Annotated in this window: 20 protein-coding genes and 1 riboswitch; of the genes, 7 read left to right on the forward strand and 13 right to left on the reverse strand. The window is 34.3% G+C overall.

Annotated features, from left to right (window positions below; translation table 11 throughout):
- Positions 1-31: 31 nt before the first annotated feature.
- Together C794_RS15100 and C794_RS15105 are read right to left on the reverse strand one after the other, a co-directional pair.
- Complete coding sequence (locus tag C794_RS15100) at positions 32-727, reverse strand: L-ribulose-5-phosphate 4-epimerase (protein WP_017797994.1); 696 nt, start codon at positions 725-727, stop codon at positions 32-34.
- 20 nt (positions 728-747) lie between these two features.
- A complete protein-coding gene (locus C794_RS15105) occupies positions 748-2358 on the reverse strand; it encodes a xylulokinase (RefSeq protein ID WP_017797995.1) in 1611 nt (536 codons plus the stop codon).
- A 314-nt stretch (positions 2359-2672) separates the two neighbouring features.
- On the opposite strand from C794_RS15105, the gene C794_RS15110 reads away from it, so the two are divergent.
- Positions 2673-3761 (forward strand): GntR family transcriptional regulator, encoded by a 1089-nt coding sequence (locus tag C794_RS15110; protein ID WP_017797996.1) that lies wholly within the window; start codon positions 2673-2675, stop codon positions 3759-3761.
- A 309-nt stretch (positions 3762-4070) separates the two neighbouring features.
- Positions 4071-5198 (forward strand): N-methyl-L-tryptophan oxidase, encoded by a 1128-nt coding sequence (solA, locus tag C794_RS15115; protein WP_017797997.1) that lies wholly within the window; start codon positions 4071-4073, stop codon positions 5196-5198.
- Positions 5199-5251: 53 nt separating this feature from the next.
- On the opposite strand, the gene queE is transcribed toward solA, so the two are convergent.
- Both queE and C794_RS15125 read right to left on the reverse strand, forming a co-directional pair.
- Positions 5252-5974 carry a 7-carboxy-7-deazaguanine synthase QueE gene (queE, locus tag C794_RS15120; protein ID WP_017797998.1) on the reverse strand — a complete coding sequence of 241 codons (723 nt, stop codon included), beginning with the start codon at positions 5972-5974 and terminating at the stop codon, positions 5252-5254.
- The gene (locus C794_RS15125) at positions 5971-6408 is read right to left on the reverse strand and encodes a 6-pyruvoyl trahydropterin synthase family protein (protein ID WP_017797999.1); all 438 of its coding nucleotides are present in this window, start codon (positions 6406-6408) and stop codon (positions 5971-5973) included. Before C794_RS15125 ends, queE begins: the two co-directional genes overlap by 4 nt.
- A 193-nt stretch (positions 6409-6601) precedes the next feature.
- A riboswitch (PreQ1 riboswitch) is annotated at positions 6602-6649 on the reverse strand.
- Between the two features lie 227 nt (positions 6650-6876).
- Between C794_RS15125 and hxlR the strand changes: the two genes are divergently transcribed.
- The 5 genes from hxlR (at position 6877) to C794_RS15150 (ending at position 10704) form a co-directional block, all read left to right on the forward strand.
- Complete coding sequence (hxlR, locus tag C794_RS15130; protein ID WP_017798000.1) at positions 6877-7251, forward strand: transcriptional activator HxlR; 375 nt, start codon at positions 6877-6879, stop codon at positions 7249-7251.
- A 170-nt stretch (positions 7252-7421) separates the two neighbouring features.
- Entirely contained in the window at positions 7422-8054 is a 633-nt protein-coding gene (hxlA, locus tag C794_RS15135; protein ID WP_017798001.1) for a 3-hexulose-6-phosphate synthase, read from the forward strand.
- Between the two features lie 9 nt (positions 8055-8063).
- Positions 8064-8621, forward strand: a complete 558-nt coding sequence (hxlB, locus tag C794_RS15140) for a 6-phospho-3-hexuloisomerase (protein WP_017798002.1) — start codon at positions 8064-8066, stop codon at positions 8619-8621.
- Positions 8622-9068: 447 nt separating this feature from the next.
- Positions 9069-9848: a DeoR/GlpR family DNA-binding transcription regulator gene (locus C794_RS15145; protein WP_017798003.1), complete on the forward strand. Its 780-nt coding sequence runs from the start codon at positions 9069-9071 to the stop codon at positions 9846-9848.
- Position 9849: 1 nt separating this feature from the next.
- A complete protein-coding gene (locus C794_RS15150; protein WP_017798004.1) occupies positions 9850-10704 on the forward strand; it encodes a Cof-type HAD-IIB family hydrolase in 855 nt (284 codons plus the stop codon).
- A 170-nt stretch (positions 10705-10874) separates the two neighbouring features.
- On the opposite strand, the gene C794_RS15155 is transcribed toward C794_RS15150, so the two are convergent.
- From C794_RS15155 to C794_RS15195, 9 genes are all read right to left on the reverse strand, one after another.
- Positions 10875-11669, reverse strand: a complete 795-nt coding sequence (locus C794_RS15155) for a hypothetical protein (RefSeq protein ID WP_017798005.1) — start codon at positions 11667-11669, stop codon at positions 10875-10877.
- Positions 11670-11716: 47 nt separating this feature from the next.
- The gene (locus C794_RS15160) at positions 11717-12337 is read right to left on the reverse strand and encodes a hypothetical protein (protein ID WP_017798006.1); all 621 of its coding nucleotides are present in this window, start codon (positions 12335-12337) and stop codon (positions 11717-11719) included.
- 24 nt (positions 12338-12361) lie between these two features.
- Positions 12362-13960, reverse strand: coding sequence for an LXG domain-containing protein (locus C794_RS15165; protein WP_017798007.1), 1599 nt, complete (start codon positions 13958-13960; stop codon positions 12362-12364).
- 35 nt (positions 13961-13995) lie between these two features.
- Complete coding sequence (locus tag C794_RS15170; protein WP_017798008.1) at positions 13996-14280, reverse strand: YwqI/YxiC family protein; 285 nt, start codon at positions 14278-14280, stop codon at positions 13996-13998.
- A gap of 2 nt (positions 14281-14282) precedes the next feature.
- Positions 14283-14675 carry a YwqH-like family protein gene (locus C794_RS15175; protein WP_017798009.1) on the reverse strand — a complete coding sequence of 131 codons (393 nt, stop codon included), beginning with the start codon at positions 14673-14675 and terminating at the stop codon, positions 14283-14285.
- Positions 14676-15127: 452 nt separating this feature from the next.
- Complete coding sequence (kduI, locus tag C794_RS15180) at positions 15128-15961, reverse strand: 5-dehydro-4-deoxy-D-glucuronate isomerase (protein WP_017798010.1); 834 nt, start codon at positions 15959-15961, stop codon at positions 15128-15130.
- A gap of 25 nt (positions 15962-15986) precedes the next feature.
- The gene (locus C794_RS15185; RefSeq protein WP_017798011.1) at positions 15987-16742 is read right to left on the reverse strand and encodes a glucose 1-dehydrogenase; all 756 of its coding nucleotides are present in this window, start codon (positions 16740-16742) and stop codon (positions 15987-15989) included.
- Positions 16742-17758: a zinc-dependent alcohol dehydrogenase gene (locus tag C794_RS15190; protein ID WP_017798012.1), complete on the reverse strand. Its 1017-nt coding sequence runs from the start codon at positions 17756-17758 to the stop codon at positions 16742-16744. The genes C794_RS15185 and C794_RS15190 overlap by 1 nt, the downstream gene beginning before the upstream one ends.
- Before the next feature lie 47 nt (positions 17759-17805).
- Positions 17806-19113, reverse strand: a complete 1308-nt coding sequence (locus C794_RS15195; protein ID WP_017798013.1) for a TRAP transporter large permease — start codon at positions 19111-19113, stop codon at positions 17806-17808.
- Positions 19114-19136 lie beyond the last annotated feature (23 nt).

Below are 19136 nucleotides of genomic sequence, written 5' to 3' on the forward strand. Positions count from 1 at the left end.
CCTCTTTTCATAGTTTAATTGTATCGCTCTATTATTTTTGTCCGTAGTAAGCATCTCCACCATGCTTACGTAAATAGTGTTTATCTAAAATCCGATTCGGCAATTCCGGTGCAAACCGGTTTAGTTCGCGAGCAAACAAATTCATTTTTGCCACTTCTTCTAGTACCACGCTATTTACAACTGCTGATTTAACATCTTTACCCCAAGTAAACGGTGCATGACCATGAAGTAAAACACCTGGGATTTCTAACACATCTAGTCCACGTTCTTCAAAAGTTTCTATAATTACATGTCCTGTTTCAGCCTCATACCCACGGTCAATCTCTTCTTGAGTCAAAAATCGAGCACAAGGTACCGCACCATAAAAGGTATCTGCGTGTGTAGTTCCCATCACCGGTACATCAAGACCTGCTTGAGCCCAGATAGTTGCCCAGGTAGAATGCGTGTGAACAATGCCACCTAGTTCAGGGTAACGTTTGTAAAGGACAGCGTGAGTTGCTGTATCAGATGAAGGATTTAGTTCCCCTTCGACAACATTTCCTTCTAAATCAACAACAACCATATCGCTGGCTTTCATTGTTTCGTAATCAACACCACTAGGTTTTATGACAAACAAACCACTTTCACGATCAAAGGCACTAGCGTTTCCCCATGTATATTTAACAAGGCCCTGTTTAGGCAAATCTAAATTTGCTTGAAAGACTTCTTCTTTTAACTGTTCTAACATGTCGGATCCTCCTATCTCATTTATTCTTTAAAATTGTCTACTGCAGCTTCTTCTATGGCTAAACCTTTTTTATAACGTTCCATAAACTTTTCAAAGCCTTCCACATCTATTCCATCAGGATAAATTTCTTTCGCAGATGCATTTTTAAAGACTTTTCCATCAAGGAATTCTTCTAAACTCTCATTTTGTTGTCTATTTCTCATGTAAGAAGCTAGAATCGCAACTCCCCATGCTCCACCGTCTCCAGCTGTTTCCATAACAGATACTGGGACATTCATAGCAGCAGATACAATCTTCTGCCCTACTAATGGCGTTTTAAATAAGCCACCATGTGCTAGGATGGAATCAATTGAAACCTTTTCCTCTTTCGTCAAAATATCCATTCCAATTTTCAAAGCACCAAATGCTGTAAATAGGTGTGTTCGCATAAAGTTTGCTAGATTAAAATTACTTTCCGGAGAGCGGACAAATAACGGTCGCCCTTTTTCTATTCCTGTAATATTTTCCCCTGAAAGGTATCCGTAACTAAGTAAACCACCACCATCTGGATCCGCTTTCATCACTTCCCCTAACATTACTTCAAATAATTGATCTGTATCCACAGTCTGCCCCATCGCTTCATAAAATTCACGGAACAAACCAATCCAGGCATTGAGATCGCTCGAGCAATTATTGGCATGAACCATTGCAACTGGGCTACCACTCGGTGTCGTCACCATATCAATTTCCGGGTAAACATTCTCAAGTTCATTTTCCATCACAATCATGGCAAATACCGAAGTTCCTACAGAGACATTTCCTGTGCGCTTCCTTACACTATTGGTAGCGACCATCCCCGTACCCGCATCACCTTCGGGTGGACAAAACGGTATTCCTGGTTGTAGATTTTTTGATTTATCAAGAATTTCCGCTCCAACTTGAGTTAGTTTACCTGCCTCTTCTCCCCCGTTAAGAACATTTGGAAGGATGTCATTCAATTGCCACGGGTACTGTTTACTATCAATTTTTTTATTAAATAGTTCCATCATTGGCTGATTATAGTCTTTCGTTGATTTGTCTATTGGAAACATCCCAGAAGCATCACCAATACCAATCACTTTTTCTCCAGTTAATAACCAATGAATAAAACCGGATAAAGTTGTAATTAAGTCAATACGAGGGAGATGTTTTTCCTCATTTAATATCGCTTGATAAAGATGAGCAATACTCCATCTTTCTGGAATATTGAAATGGAATAAATCCGTTAGTTCTTCTGCTGCAACAGTTGTTGTTGAATTGCGCCATGTCCTGAAAGGCACTAATAGCTCTCCAGTTTTATCGAAGGCCATGTATCCATGCATCATTGCAGACACTCCAACAGAACCTATCGTACGGATAGTAATGCCATAATCTCGCTCTACATTTTGTTTCATTTCACTATAAGCTGTCTGTAGTCCTGTTACTATATCAACTAAGTTGTACGTCCAAAAACCATTTTCTAAATCATTTTCCCATTCAAAACTACCAGAAGCTACTGTTCCAAATTCATTATCTATTAAAACTGCTTTTATTCGAGTAGAACCAAATTCGATACCAAGTGACGTTTCACCCTTAGCAATCAACTCTTTGATTTGTGCTTGATTTTTCTCCAAGTTAATCTCCCCTCTGATAGCGTCTTCATAAATTAATATGAAAAATTATGCGCTTTCTTTTTAATTCGTGGTATTTATTCACTCTGATTAAGTACAGTTTAAAACTTGTGCGTACATTTGTCAAACACAAATAAATATATACGAACAAGTTATTTATTCAGCTTTCTATTTCTAGAAAAAATTAATTCTCTAAACCTTCATTTGATATCTAGAAACAGCTATCTTCTTTTCAACACTTCGAAACTATGTCAAAATATGTACATACAAGTATCTCAACAGGACGTTCAGGCACGAACAAAAAGGAAGTGTTATTCATGAAACCTAAGTATCAAGTCATCATAGACGATATGAAAAGTAAAATTATTTCAGGAGAATACAATGTATTAGAAAAAATTCCTACAGAATCCGCCTTGCAACATAGGTATAATGTAAGTCGTCACACTGTCCGTAAAGCTATTCTAGAATTGTCTAATGAAGGGTTTTTACGAAGTGAAAAAGGATCCGGCACTTATGTAAGCAACCTTTATCAATCTAAACTTAGCGGAAATACTAGTAACAAAAAAACAATTGGTGTAATTACGACTTACATCTCTGATTATATTTTTCCATCGATTATTCGAGGCATTGAACGTAGACTAAATGAAGATAATTATTCTTTACTATTAGCTAGTACAAACAATGATGTAGAACAAGAAAAAAAAGCATTAGAGATGATGCTATCTTATGGAGTAGATGGCTTAATTGTTGAACCAACGAAGAGTAATTTATATAACCCAAATATATCCTATTATTTATTACTTATGGAGCAAGATATTCCTTTCGTTATGATTAATGCTTATTATGAAGAATTGGATGTACCATTTTTACGTTTAGATGATGTACAATCCAGTTATCTCGCAACCAAAGAGTTGATTTCAAAAGGACATAGACAGATTGGTCTTATTTCAAAAGAGGATGATTTACAAGGAAAGTACCGGATGAAAGGGTATATTAAAGCTCTTGGAGAAACAAAATTGCGTTTTCAACCTGAAAATGTGTTCTCTTACAATACAGAAACAAAAGCAAACTTATCTAATGACTTAAAAGATTTTATTAGTGAGAATAGAGATTTTTTAACTGCAATTGTATGCTATAACGATGAGGTTGGTTTAGTTGTTGCCAATTTATGTAAACAGCTCGGGATATCCATCCCAGAGGAATTATCTATTATTGGACAGGACAATTCATATATTGCTCAAAATGCGAATATCAAACTTACAACCTTGACGCACCCCCAAGAACAAATGGGAAATGATGCAGCAGACTGGGTTATTAGGAAATTACAAGGAAAGAAAGACTTACCTAAAGAGCATTATTATCAACCAGATTTAATTAAAGGGGAAACTATAAAAGAAATAGATTAAAGTAAAGCTTCCTTCAATGAGTGGAGATTCGTTCTTCCTCCATTGAATGTTATTCCTGCAAAAAAATTATCCGTTAGCAATGGAGATTAAAAAGAGTAACATTCGTATTTCAAATATAATTTCTTATTACGAAATATTCTATGCACTAAGTAATTCAGTTATTCTTCAAGTCAGTTACTTTTTATTGCCGTTTTATTTATAAAATCAAACATTTTTCGCATATTTAGAATACATTCAAATTCTTAAATTGAATCCTAAACCAACATCCATTAAAATGTTCGTACACATAGTAAAGGAGATGGGTTAATCTTGATTTATGACATTGCAATTATTGGAGCAGGATCAATGGGATTATCAGCAGGATACTATCTTTCAAAAGCTGGAAAAACGGTAGCACTTATTGACTCGAATGATCCACCTCATACAGAAGGTTCTCATCATGGAGAAACCCGTATTATACGACATGCATATGGTGAGGGCGCAGCATATGTACCTTTGGCATTGAGGTCGCAAGAATTGTGGAACGACCTTAATCAAACGTTTAATCAAGATGTGTTCCACCAAACAGGTGTATTAAATATAGGACCGGAGAATTCTGTATTTTTACATAATGTGATACAATCTGCTCGTCAATATAATTTACAAACTGAGATTCTATCAGCAGAGCAAATAAATAATAGATGGCCAGGATATCACTTACCAAATCATTTAATGGGGGTTTATGAAATTAATTCTGGAGTGTTAATGAGTGAAAATGCCCTTCAGACTTATCGAGAACTTGCTACAGCACTTGGCGCTACAATTTATACAAATACATGTATTCACCGTTTGGATGTAACGAATCAACGCATCACAATTCATTCATCTAGTAATACGATTAAAGCAAAACAGCTTATCATAACTGCTGGGAAAGGAACGAATCAAATCCTATCCTTACTTGGCTATCAGCTTCCGTTATTTCCAATACGTAAAACGTTCTCGTGGTTCTCAGCAGCCGAATCTATTTATCATTCTGATATCTTTCCTGCTTGGTCCTTTGATAATGGAAACGAAACATATTACGGCTTCCCGAGTATTGATAAAGCTGGTATAAAAGTTGGCAGACATGATGGTGGCCAACCTGTGAAGGCAGATGAACCTTTGAAAAAATTTGGTACATATTCCGAAGACGAACAAGATGTCAGCCAATTTGTTCATCGATATATGTCTCCTGAATTACAGCATAGACAAGGAAAAGTATGCACTTATACGAATACACCAGATGGCAATTTCATCATAGATCGACTTCCAAACTATCAACATGTACTAGTCGCTTGTGGGTTCTCTGGTCACGGATTCAAATTTAGCAGCGGCGTAGGAGAATTATTGAGTCAATTAGCCATTCGAGGAAAAACTAGTTTGGATATATCCCATTTTTCTTTAAATAGATTCGCATGAATTTAAAAACAAGGAACGCTGGCAACATCGGTTCCTTGTTTTTTAATATAGGATTAAACCCCCCGCTTGTTCCCCCACAAATAAGTGTGTAATTGTGGTAATACTCGAACATCCTTAAGTAACTTATTTTCCATCACACGATCGATCAATTTCTCATATTTCTCCAATAGATCAGATAATAAGCTTTCATTCTCATTCGCTTCTAGATTATCATTTCCTACCTGTAGAAATAATGTAACAGATGGATATCTTTCATGTATTTGTTCTGCGTAGGCCAAATCCTCTTCATCAAAAATAACGACTTTCAAACTAAAATGTCCATCTTGTTCCTTATGTAATCTCTCAATAATGTAATCAAGCGTAGTAAAATTAATTTTCATTCCTGAACTTGGTGGCTTAGGAGATAATGTTAGATCATCTATTTTTGTAAACCAATTTTGCCATCTACTTCCCTGTGTTTCCAGAGCGACTTCTATTTGGTGTTGATGCAATAAATCGACCAAACTATCTATTTGCTTCAATAATCCAGGGTTTCCACCTGAAATCGTTACGTGGCCAAATTTGTTGCCTCCTACTTCTTTTAAAGAATCAAAAATTTCTGCTGGTTCCAACATTTGAATCGAGTCTTTTTCCGATCCATCCCATGTAAATTTAGAATCACACCAAGAACAGGAATAATCACAGCCTGCAGTACGCACAAACATCGTTTTTCTGCCAATGACCATACCTTCCCCTTGAATAGTAGGACCGAATATTTCTAAAACAGGAATCTTCATGTTGATTTCTCCCCTCTCGGACGATAGATACAGTAACTAGTAGGAGTTTCTCGTAAATAAACCTGTATACATTTCGGTTTATTTTGCAAACCATCTAAATAATCCTGAATGATTTCATAAATTTTACGAGAGACTACTTCTGTGGTTGGAAAGTCAATTGCTTGTTCATCTGAAAAAGCAGAATCATGATTGATTACTCCATGATCAAAGCGTTTATGAATCAAATCCTTAATCTGTTTAAAATTTACTAAAAATCCAGTTTCATCGAGTTCATCTCCAACAACTGTTATATTTGTAAAATACGTGTGTCCATGCATTTGTTGACACTTACCTGCTTGATCTTGTGGAATATAATGAGCTGCTGAAAAATGAAAATCCTTATTAAGTTCATAAGCATACGAATGGGGGATAACAGGATATATTTGTTGCATCATTTCAATCTCCCCCTTATTTGTTGAACAATAGAAACTTTCGGCTTTTTAAACATATTATTTCTCCTCTCTTTTCCTCAAATATGAATCCATCCCATATAAAAAAGAAGAAGAAAATAATGTTTGCTGATGAGTGACCGTTTTACTTTCACAGTCCATACAATCAAAAAAAACAACACAAAGAAGCGTGTTGTTTATCTCCTTAGTTTTTTATAGAGGGATTTAAATCGCGAACCTCTCCTACAATACTGCAGTGTTCTATTTAATTCACAACGTTAGATTAACATATTTCCGCTTGAAAATATAGGTAAGTTTACTTTGATTTTAATAGTTTTACCAATGTTCTATACTTTGAATATTTTATTTTATGAACATTTAAATAATTCCTCTTATTTGATGCACACAAATATAAACGATATAATTTTTTACAATCGTTCAGATAGCTATCGTTATTTTGAAAGGAGAAAAAGCATGGGACATGTTTGCAATAGAGATTTCAACTGTGAAAAAGAATTAACATTAGCAGTAATTGGCGGTAAGTGGAAAATGCTAATTCTTTGGTATTTAGGAAAAGAAGGTACGAAGCGATTTAACGAGTTGAAATCACTCATGCCTAATATTACCCAGCGTATGCTCGTAAATCAGCTTCGAGAATTAGAATCTGACTTTATTGTTCATCGTGAAGTTTATCCCGTCGTACCTCCGAAAGTAGAATATTCGCTGACGGAACGAGGAGAAACATTAATGCCGATATTAGAAGCAATGTATGATTGGGGTAAAGATTACAAAGATTTTTTAGAAGACCATCTAGATCGTTCTAAAGAAAATTCAACGAATAACACATAATCAACCATGTACAAATGTATATGGTTTTTTATTTGCAACAAATAATCCTGATTTTTACAGTATACTTTTTGTCACTATATGAGTTAAAAGTGCGTACTTCCGTTCATGATAGTTAGAACTTATAATGGACATCATACTTTAAAGTTAACCAAAGAAAGGAAGAGTTCAATATGAAATTACAACTAGCATTAGATCTTGTCAACATTCCAGAAGCAATCGAATTAGTAAAGGAAGTTGAATCATATATTGACATCGTAGAAATTGGCACACCCGTCGTTATTAATGAAGGACTTAAAGCAGTAAAAGAAATGAAGGCTGCTTTCCCGAACTTAACGGTATTAGCTGATCTCAAAATTATGGATGCAGCTGGATATGAAGTAAGTCAAGCTTCTCAAGCAGGAGCTGATATTATTACAATTCTTGGTACAGCCGAAGATCAATCGATCAAAGGAGCCGTGGAAGAAGCAAAAAAACATAACAAAAAGATCCTTGTCGATATGATTGCCGTAAAAGATATTGAAACACGTGCAAAAGAATTAGATGAACTAGGTGTAGATTACATCTGTGTACACACTGGCTATGATTTACAAGCTGTAGGTAAGAACTCTTTTGAAGATCTTGCAACCATTAAAAGTGTTGTTAAACAAGCCCAAACAGCTATCGCAGGCGGAATCAAGCAAGAAACACTTACAGAAGTAATTAAGCACCAACCCGACCTCATCATTGTAGGTGGCGGAATCACAAGCAAAGAAGATAAACAAGCCGTTGCTCGTGAAATGAAAGAATTAATCCAATTAGGATAGTGATAAATAATGAAAACAACACAGTATGCTTCTGAAATCATACAGGAATTAAGCCAGTCAATCCGGTTAATTTCTGATAATGAATCAGAGAAATTAATAGATAGTATCACAGAATCTAATAAAATTTTTGTCGCTGGTGCCGGAAGATCTGGGTTTATGGGAAAATCTTTTGTGATGAGAATGATGCATATGGGAATTGATGCATATGTAGTGGGAGAAACCGTAACTGCTAATTTAGAAGAAAACGACTTGTTAATTATCGGATCAGGTTCAGGAGAAACAAAAACCTTAGTTTCCATCGCTGAAAAAGCCAAAAACTTTAGGGGCACGGTTGCGGTAGTAACTACTGCACCGGAATCCACAATTGGAAAGTTAGCAGATATTGTAGTTCATTTACCCGGAGCTACGAAAAATCACACAGAAAATAATTACCAAACTATCCAACCAATGGGCTCTCTTTTTGAGCAAACAATGATGTTATTTTACGATGCTCTAATTCTGAAGTTTATGAACAAAAAAGGATTAGATTCTCAGACCATGTACGGCAAGCACGCAAATCTCGAATAATTCACAGAGAGTTATATAATTAATCACAAAAATATTTTGGGATTAATTACGTAAATCTGCTTGCTAGTTAGCCCTGGTTTGCTATTAAATGCAAACCAGGGCATTTTGTTTTCCAACTTATTTTAGATTTAACTTTGTTCTGTTTATTTTGATTTCTAAAGAATTATAGCTTTTAGAACCACTCTATTCACTACTTTTCTTCGGATTATAAGGCTTTTTTCGTTTTTAGAGCCACTTTATTCACTACTTTCTTCGGATTATAAGTAAGTTATGTTTTTTACAACTGCTCTCTTTTCTACTTCTCACAAACTTTAGGCTTATTTTGGTTTTTACAACGAAGCTATATTATAAATTTATATCCAATCTTATAAAATTACTTATTTTTGCTTATTTATAATTACAAACACTTAATTTTATTGTATAATTACTTAAAAGGAGGAGATTTCTTTGTATCAAGAAGAAAGATTGTTATCTATATTGGATTATTTAAAAGAAAATAAAAGAATTTCCGTTGAACAAATATGTTCACTTTTCAATATATCGAGAGATACTGCGCGTAGAGATCTGGTGAAGCTTGAAGAAGAAAGCAAAATTGTGCGCACTCGTGGTGGAGCTCTCCTCCCTTCCATCCATACAGAAATTAAAAATTACTCCCATCGACTAAACATTGTTTCAGATGAGAAAAAGGTGATTGGTAAAAAAGCAGCATCGTTAATTTATCCGGGTGACAGGATAATCTTAGATGCTTCAACTACAGTACAATCATGTGCTGAGCATATTAACAATACCGAATGTACGATAATCACCAATTCTATTAATCAAGCAGAAGTATTATCCTCTAATTCAAATATCAATATTCAGTTGTTAGGTGGGATTTTGGAAAAAGAGCATCGATATGTATATGGCTCTTCTGTAATAGATAAACTTTCCGAATACAATGTAGATAAAGTTTTTATTGGAGTTGTAGGTATCTCTGAAAGTGGATTAACAATTGCACATGAAGAAGATGGTGCAGTGAAAAGAAAAATGATACAACAGGCTAAGCAGGTAATCGCATTAGCTGACAATACTAAATTAGGAAATACGGATTTTTTCCGATTTGCGGATTTACAAGATATTGATTTATTAATTACAGATAAAACACCGCCACAAGCATTTAGGGAATTGCTGCATAAACATCATGTTGAACTTTTAACAGCAGAGATTAATGATCAAGGAGATGAATGATATGGTGAATTTAATTGCCGTAGACTTAGATGGTACACTACTTAACGAACGGAATGAAATCAGTAAGACAAACTTAGAGTCGATTAAATCTGCTCAGGCCAACGGAGTAGAAGTAGTAATTGCTACTGGGAGAGCACATTTTGACGTTCAATCTATTTTTGAAACAACTGGAATAAATACCTGGATTATTGGTGCGAATGGTGCAACGATACATCGACCAAATGGAGAATTATTTCATTCTACATCCATAAACAAGAATGATGCTATTGATGTTCTCCGTTGGCTGGAGCAAGAAAATTTTTATTACGAAATTCTTAGTAACCAATCTATATTTACTCCTAAAAAAGGCAGAGATCTTTTAGCCGTTGAAATAGACAAGGTAATTAGTGCAAATAAAGAAGTTAGCATCGATGATCTTCAAGCAGCTGTGAATAAACAATTTAGTCAATATGGTTTTTCGGTTATCGATTCTTATCAAGATTTGATTGATTATGATATTGACTTTTATAATGTTCTGGCTTTTTCATTTCACCAAGAGAAACTTCAAAAAGGTTGGGCACATTTTGAGCAGTTTGAGGGTTTATCAATTGTAAAATCTGCTCAAAATAACTTTGAACTAGAGCACAAGAATGCTTCAAAAGGAAATGCACTTAAAATGCTTACAAATAAGTTGAATGTAGATTTAACCAATACAGCTGCAGTAGGTGATAGCTTTAACGATATATCTATGTTAAAACTAGCTGGAAGAAGTGCAGCAATGGGGAATGCTCCTAAAGAAATACAAGATTATTGTAATGAAATTACCCTTTCAAATACTGAAGATGGAGTTGCACACTTCATCTATTCCTTAATTTAGTTCAATTTTTCTAGCATCCAGCTATAGCTCTTATCGGCGTGACGGATTAGCGGCGTGACGATAAGAGTTTAGCATATAAGAGAGAGATTTATAGTATTTTTTTGGAGTGTTCGAATGAGAACACTCTTTTTTCATTTCGATCACTTCAAAAATGATAGTCTTAATGGAAATTATTCATTTAAAAACTTTTTCATAGCCTTATCAATTTCCTCAAAATACGATTGTACAGGAATCGGTTGAAGAACTACTTCCTTCTTTATTTCCACGTTTTCATAATTCAAGTGCCAAATATAATTATTAGCCGGTAACAAGAATTGAACTTCATCAAACTCTGACTGGTCTTTTACATAATTGGATACCATAAAAGAAATATTATCGAATTCTTGACCGTTTTTCAAAAAATCACTTACGAATTCACGCAATGGAATAGCTTGATTTTCATCTTCTTTCATTGCATGTAAAATTTCAGGATCTGTAGTATGTAATTCATCAAACATCTCATCTGTCATTTGTATTGGTTGCCATCCCTCCACGTTAATTTCGATATTCGCCATTCCATAATGATTACGAAGAATATCATAAAATCCATCTCCACTGTGATGGAATGAAAATGTATGCTCCCCCGTCTGTATTCTTTGAAGAAGTGCATTATTGTTGTTTAACGAATGAATAATCAAAACTTGTTTTTCTCGCATCTGAATGCAACGAACTTTTTTCTTTGAATGGACAAGTAGATAAAGCAAATCCTCTAATCCTTTCGCTAGATTGGATTCTCTGTTATCATCCCAATAGCCTTTCTGTTTTAGTTTCGTTTCCGTTTCATCTATGAAACGAGTAAATTCAGTTTCATTTTTTATTAATTCCTGCTCATTTATCACTTGTCTAGCCATTGAATCATAACCACACAGTGCAAGAGCAGAAACAAATTCATGCATGGAAAGTCTAATTTCTTCTGTTCTTTGCATCGTTTGCCCTCCTTTAATTACACAAATCAGATTTTCATATTAATTTATCACTCAAACAATCCTATTACACCAAATGCTTGCCACAATAATAACAAAACAAAAACAATAGCTATTAATTTATTTATAAACAGTGGCAGCTTTAATAATGTAATTTGTACATAATAATTTATTCCTGAAAAGAAAATTGCTATGTATTTGAAAATGTAATCAAATACTGTTGATTTCTCAGAATAGACATTCGCTTCATAAAACCCTATCGCAACTGGATGAAAAAACACAGAGTAAAGGGCAACCATGAAGTTTGTCATTAATATCAAGAAAATTATTGTACTTGGATAAGGAATATTTGCACCTAAGAAAATTAGTGAAAACGATGATAGGAAGATTATCACAATCGATAATGCAATCCACTCTTTTGGTTGTTCTTTATCAAATTCTATTTTTTTAATTTTTTCATAAGGTTTAAAGCAATTTATTGTTGAATATAAAATGATAAATGGTTCCGAAAAAATTATAAATATAAATATCGAAACTTTACTATCGTCGTTCCATGCAAAATAATTAATAAAGAACATAAGTACGATAAGAAATAGTACTATATTTAATTTCACAAAGGATTTAATCCCAGAACCTATAGAGAATATTTTTTCTTGATATTGATTATTCACATCGATAGCTCCCCGTCCTAAAAATTAATTAAAAATACCGGAAACAAAATCACCTACACTGGATACTAGTTTTTCTGATTTTTCTTCAACCCAATCTACAGCATCATTACCCCAATCTTTTACATCTTCATAACGATCATCAACCCAACGACCAGCACTTTCTCCCCAATCTTTCACAGTATCTTCAGCAAGCCATGAACCGACAATACCAACTCCGGCTCCAACTGCGCCACCTATTATAGTACCGACTCCTGGACAAATCAATGTCCCTATACCTGCACCTACCGTCGTAACCCCTGCAACCCCTGCATCTAAACCTATGCCTGCTGCAAACCTTCCTGTTTTTTCAGCACCCGATTTATGTTTATTTTCATCACTATAATACTCCCCTGAATTCGTACCAATGGAAAACGCTATTCCAACATAAGGAATTCTTTTAGCAAATTTAGCTAAACCACCTTGTGTTGATAATTGATTTGCGGTTCCTTTAACATCCACTTTCATTCCATAATTCTTTAGTTCATTTTTATCAAATACTAAAACACTAGAAGAATAACTATCTGCTATTTTCCCAAAACCTATTCTGTTCGTAGCACTATTTAAGCCTATAATTTCTCTAAGTACACCACTAGGAGATCTACCCGCTTTTCCAATATAACGTTTTAAAGGATTAATGGAATTTTTGTCTCCATATTGCAATAACTTGTAGACTCTCTCTGCTAATTTTGAATTATATTTTCCACTCTTGTTTTGTGTCCAAGCATCGGTTGCTCTTACAATAAAGTTTCCTTTACCGTCTTTCTCCATTGTAAGCATACCGCTATTTAAAATTTGAAAAGCAAGAGCGCCTTTCGCTACATTATATGCACCATTGAACTTACCTAAATTAGATAACCAGGTTGCTATCTCTCCTTGTATAGTCGAATCTCCTTGTTCAACGGATAGTTTGGTTGCACTATCAATCATATCTTGTATTACATTTGACTCTAAGAAATAATCTTCTACTTCTTCAATCTGAGATGAAGTTAAAAACACCCCATTTTTAGTCCAGCCCTTAATCTTTGAAATAAAAGCTGATATTTCATCCAATGAAGCTGAGGAACTTTGTAAATTTGAAGTGCTATTCTCATCCAGATCAGCAAATTTAGTTAGTGTATCGCTTAGTACAGTTCGTGTACTTGCTATTTGATAATCAAATTGAGATGTTCTCACAGAACTATTAGGGACCAAGTCACTGACTTCATTATAATGACTGTTAATATCATTTACAATTTCATGTGTTAAATCTTCTAATCTCGTTAAACCATTCTTTATATCACTCTCTATAAACTCTTCACGCACAACACCGTTCTCATTTTCAAATGAAAGAACTAATTTCTTTATCTGCTCCAATACTTTGATATACTCTTCCAAAAACAAGTTAAATAGAGTGACAGCAGGAAAGTGCAATGTCATAAAATGTTCTTTAATTGCATCTCCTCCCTCTCCCTTCAACGCATCATTAAGATCTATTATCTTATTCAATCCATCACGGATGCTTAGAATTTGCTCTTTTTCTTTTGTTTTTATATCAATGATCTTTTCTAAACCACCTATAACCTCATCAACTTTGATTACTTTCATTGTATAAACTCCTTATCCACTTGATACAGTTCTTTTTATTTAACAGGAAGAGGTCCTATTTGTTTCGCAAGATTTTCATCAGTTTCTACGTAAGCTTGAACAGCTTCATCTACACTGGATTCTACTTTAATCAGTGCATCCTTATAATTATTTAATGTAGAATAGTAGTTTTCCTCAATCGACTGAATCTTTATTAGTAAGTCTAAATCAGATGTTGAAAATGTCGGATTTGGATTGCTAGTTTCTAAATCTTCTGTTTTTCTTTTTAAATTGTTTAATATAGGTGTTACTTTATCCGGGTCAACTTTAATCTCTGGCATAATCAATCCTCCTCCATTTGTCTTAATGTACGAATCCTATTTTGATTCGTTTCAATTAAACTAGATAAATTTGCATTCGTACTCTTTAATTGCCTAATTGCCTCAGAAATATTATCAAGTAGCACGTTAACATCGTTATTCATTATATTGTTATATTCCTTTTTAATACTTTCCCTTTTATTCATAAAGTCATTGGCATGTTTTCCATGCCATAAATCCGTTGTTATTTCAGGGCGATTAGCCTCTCCTTTTTGCATACTGAGTTCATCTTGATCTCCTAATATTTTTGTATACGAGTTTTCAAGCCGATTAATTTTTTCATTATTTGCTTGTATCGTAGCATTATAATTTGAGATTTCACTTGTTAACTGACTTATTTGAAAAGAAGCATCCATAGCAATTCCCTCTTTACATTAATATAGTTATAATTTCTTAGACTCTGTTATTAAAACAAGTATAAACAATTAGGAAAAATGATTAAATCAATAGTAGAAAATAATCACAAAATGCATCTTTATTCCTACATATATTCCATTAATATGTATTTAAAATATTCCGTTTTACTTATATTACTAATATAGATAAGTACAAATAAAATAGTCCACACTTTTTTGGTGCGAACTATTTTATCCTTCCATTTACTATTGTTTAATATCAACCATAACTCTAAACCTTGCTGCTATAATCGAACTTAAGTGTAATTTAATTTGTGATAAAGCAGTCGATATAAGTAGCAAGTCCTGGACGATCTTAAATATTCATTAGTTAAATAAACACCTTTACCAATAGAGAAGACGTTCAAAAAATAAGGTTACTATTCTATCAAATGGCTTATAGTAGCTTCATATTATTTTAGCTCGTTCTTGTCTACATGATCCATATCATCAAAGGTATAATTTTCACCGGCCATTGCCCAAATAAATGTATAATTTTTAGTTCCAACACCTGAGTGAATAGACCATGGTGGTGAAAGAACCGCTTGCTCATTTGATACTATAATATTCCGTGTATCATTTGGCTTGCCCATAAAATGCATTATCTTTTCGTCTTCTTCTAAATCAAAGTATAAATAAGCCTCCATTCTTCTGTCATGAACATGCGGCGGCATGGTATTCCACATATTATTTTCTGATAAGAAAGTCATCCCCATCATTAATTGACAACTTTGAATTCCATCTGCATGTATAAATTGATAAAGATCTCGTTTATTCGATTGGGCGTCATCTCCCAAGTGTCTATGAGTTGCTTCTTGTAAAGATTTTTTTTGAGTAGGATAATTCTTATGAGCAGTTGCAGAAACGATATAAATTTTTGCTGGATTATTTGAATCTATACTTTCAATTAAAATGTTTTTATTTCCTTTTCCTACATATAAACAATCTCTATGATCTAACTCATATACTTCACCATCGACAGTAATTTTCCCTTTACTATTTGAAATATTAAAGAAGCCTACCTCTCTTCTCTCTAAAAAGAATTCTGTTTTCAACGTTTCTTTATCTTCTAACCGTAAAGGAGAGCTTATTGGAACAGCGCCCCCAACAATTAAACGATCATAGTGAGAATAGACCATATTTATATTTCCTTTTTCAAAAAGATTGTTTATTAAAAAATCCTCTCTAACTCGCTCATTATCATAATTTTTAAAATCTCTTGGATTTGTTGCATATCTTATTTCCATTTTAACATTCCCCTTCCTAAGATTATTATCTTCCTAAATATCCACCATCCACAGCTACAGTAAATCCATTCATATAATCAGATGCTCGTGATGCTAAAAATATTGCGATACCTTTTAAATCATCTGGTTTCCCCCATCTACCTGCAGGAATTCGTTCTAAAATACTATTGTAACGCTTCTCATCTTCAATAATTGCTGTGTTCATATCTGTTTCAAAGTAACCCGGTGCAATACAGTTAACATTAATTCCAAATTCCGCCCATTCATTAGATAAAGATTGAGTAAATTGCTTAACAGCTCCTTTACTCGCAGCATAAGCTGGCACGAGATAACCACCTTCATATGAAAGCATCGATGCTAGATTAATAATTTTTCCACTCTTCCTCTCTAGCATATGTTTACCGAATGCTTGGCAGAGAAAAAATACAGCATTTGTATTAATATCAATAACAGCATCCCAATCATTCTTTGGAAATTCAACAGATGGATGACGAATTTGTACGCCAGCGTTATTCACTAAAATATCAGCTTTTCCAAATTCTGCTATTACTTTTTGGACCACTGTTTCGTACTCTTGAAAGTTCGATAAGTCAAAATTAATACCTATCACATCAACCCCTTCTTTTCTTATTTCATGAAGTACGTCTTCACCAACATTTCTAGCAATTATAACTATATTTGCCCCAGCACTAGCCAACCCAGATGCAATACTTTTCCCAATTCCTCTATTTCCACCTGTTATTACAGCTACTTTTCCTGTCAAATCGAACAATTCATTCACTACAATTGCCTCCTATTGAATTCATACATTACTTTCACTGCATCTGTTTGCCTTGTTAATAACTCAAAGCCTTTCTCGGCTTCTTCTGGTTGTAGGACATGCGTTATTATTTCTTCATACTCCTTATGATCGCCTACTAAGTCAATCGCTATTTGAAAATCTTTATCTGTATATACTCGCACAAATTTAATAATTAATTCTTTAAACATTCCTTGTCTCATATCAAGAATGGGGGGTTGCTTATACATAGCTACAACAATTATATTGCCCCTTACTTTTACAACATCTGTAATAGCTTCGACTACAGAAGGATGCCCCGCACAATCAAAGACATAATCTACACCAACATTACCGGTTTCTTCTAATATTTTTTCCGTTATACTATCAGATAATGGATCAATCGTTTGAAAACCAAGTTCTTTCGCCTTCTCTATACGTAATTTATTCGGTTCAACAATTATTAACTTCTTTGCTCCATAAGATCTTAAAGTTAAAGCTACACAAAGACCTATGGTTCCTGCTCCGAATATTACTACACTATCACCAGATATATAATTACCTTGTCTTATCGCATGCACAGCAACTGCAACAGGTTCAATTAGCGCACCTAATTTCATTGAAATGTTATCTTTCAACGGTACGATGCTATGTATAGGAACTTTCACATACTCCCCCATTCCACCATCACAATCAATACCAACTAGCTTTAAGTTCTCACATACATGGCTATAGCCATTTCGACATGGATGACATTCACCACAGCGCAATAAAGGATTAACCGTTACCCTAGTTCCCTTCTTTAAAGTTGGGTGACCTTCTTCAATGGTACCCGAGAACTCATGTCCCATAACTAAAGGGGCTTCTGCACGTGGATGTACGCCTGCAAATATACTTAAATCACTTCCACAAATCCCAGCATATGAAGTTTTTATAATTGCCCAACCCTTGGTTAGAGTTGGGTTTTGATTTTTCTGAAATAAAATATTCTTTGGTCCAGCATAAATTACTGTATCCATAACACATTTCCTTCCATCTGAATATTTAATTTTCTACAATATAATTTCTAATCTAATACCCCAAATAATTTAGGAATAGAAAGAGATATAGCTGGAACAAAAGTAACCAATAATAATAAGACAATCGTCACAAGAAAGAATGGTGCTAATGGCTTAATAACATTTTCTATAGGTAATTTAGCAACTCTAGCTCCAACAAATAGAACTGGTCCAACAGGAGGAGTAATTGTTCCAATACTTAAATTTAGTACCATCATAATCCCAAAATGGATTGGATCCATTCCTAAATCTAATGCGATAGGTAAAAAAATGGGTGTAAAAATAAGTACTGCCGGTGTCGGATCCATAAAGGTACCAATTATAAGTAAAACGATATTCATGATTAATAAAATAATAATCATGTTATCCGAAATGGAAAGTAATAGATCTGCTATTAGTCCTGGAATGTTTGTAAAAGACATTACCCAAGACATAATGGTAGAAACACCTATTAAAAACACCACAATTGAAGTTGTTCTAGTAGCTTCTAATAAAATGTTTGGTAAATCTCTTATCTTAATTGACCGATAAACAAATGATAATAGTAAGGAATAAACTACTGCTATAGCCGATCCTTCCGTGGCTGTGAACACCCCGCCTACTATACCTCCAATTACTATTACAATAAGCAAGAGGCTTGGTAACGCATCCAATATCACTAATAATTTTTGTTTCCAACTTATTTTTATTTGGCTTTTATAACCTCTCTTCTTAGCAATAATGAGGGCTACAAGAATACAAGCAATCCCCCACAATAGTCCAGGTACGTATCCGGCTAAAAATAAAGCCGCTATAGAAGTACCACCACTTACAAGTGAGAAGACAATCATTATATTGCTAGGTGGTATGAGCATACCTGTTGGGGCTGAGCCTATATTTACAGCTGCACTAAACTCTCTTTTATACCCTTCCTTTTCTTGTTGCTCTCCCATCGTACTTCCGACTGCAGCAGCTGCAGCTACAGCAGATCCACTAATAGAACCGAATAACATATTAGCTAAAATATTTGTATGCGCTAATGATCCAGGCATTTTTCCACTTAAAATTTTCGCACAATTGATTAATCTCGATGCTATGCCTCCATTATTCATAATTACTCCTGCTAACACAAAGAACGGGATTGCTAGCAACGTAAATGAATTAATACCAGTGAACATTCGTTGTGCCGATGTGAGAAGACCATTATCAAACTCTAGTATTGTAAACATAGCAAGAACAGAACTTACTCCTACACTAATTGCTATTGGTACCCCTATAATGAGTAGAAACACAATACCCACTAGGAGAATTAATCCTGCTTGAACAGCTATATCCATATAGTAATCTCCTTCCTATTAGA

This window comes from Oceanobacillus kimchii X50 (genome assembly GCF_000340475.1).
Lineage (GTDB): Bacteria > Bacillota > Bacilli > Bacillales > Amphibacillaceae > Oceanobacillus > Oceanobacillus kimchii.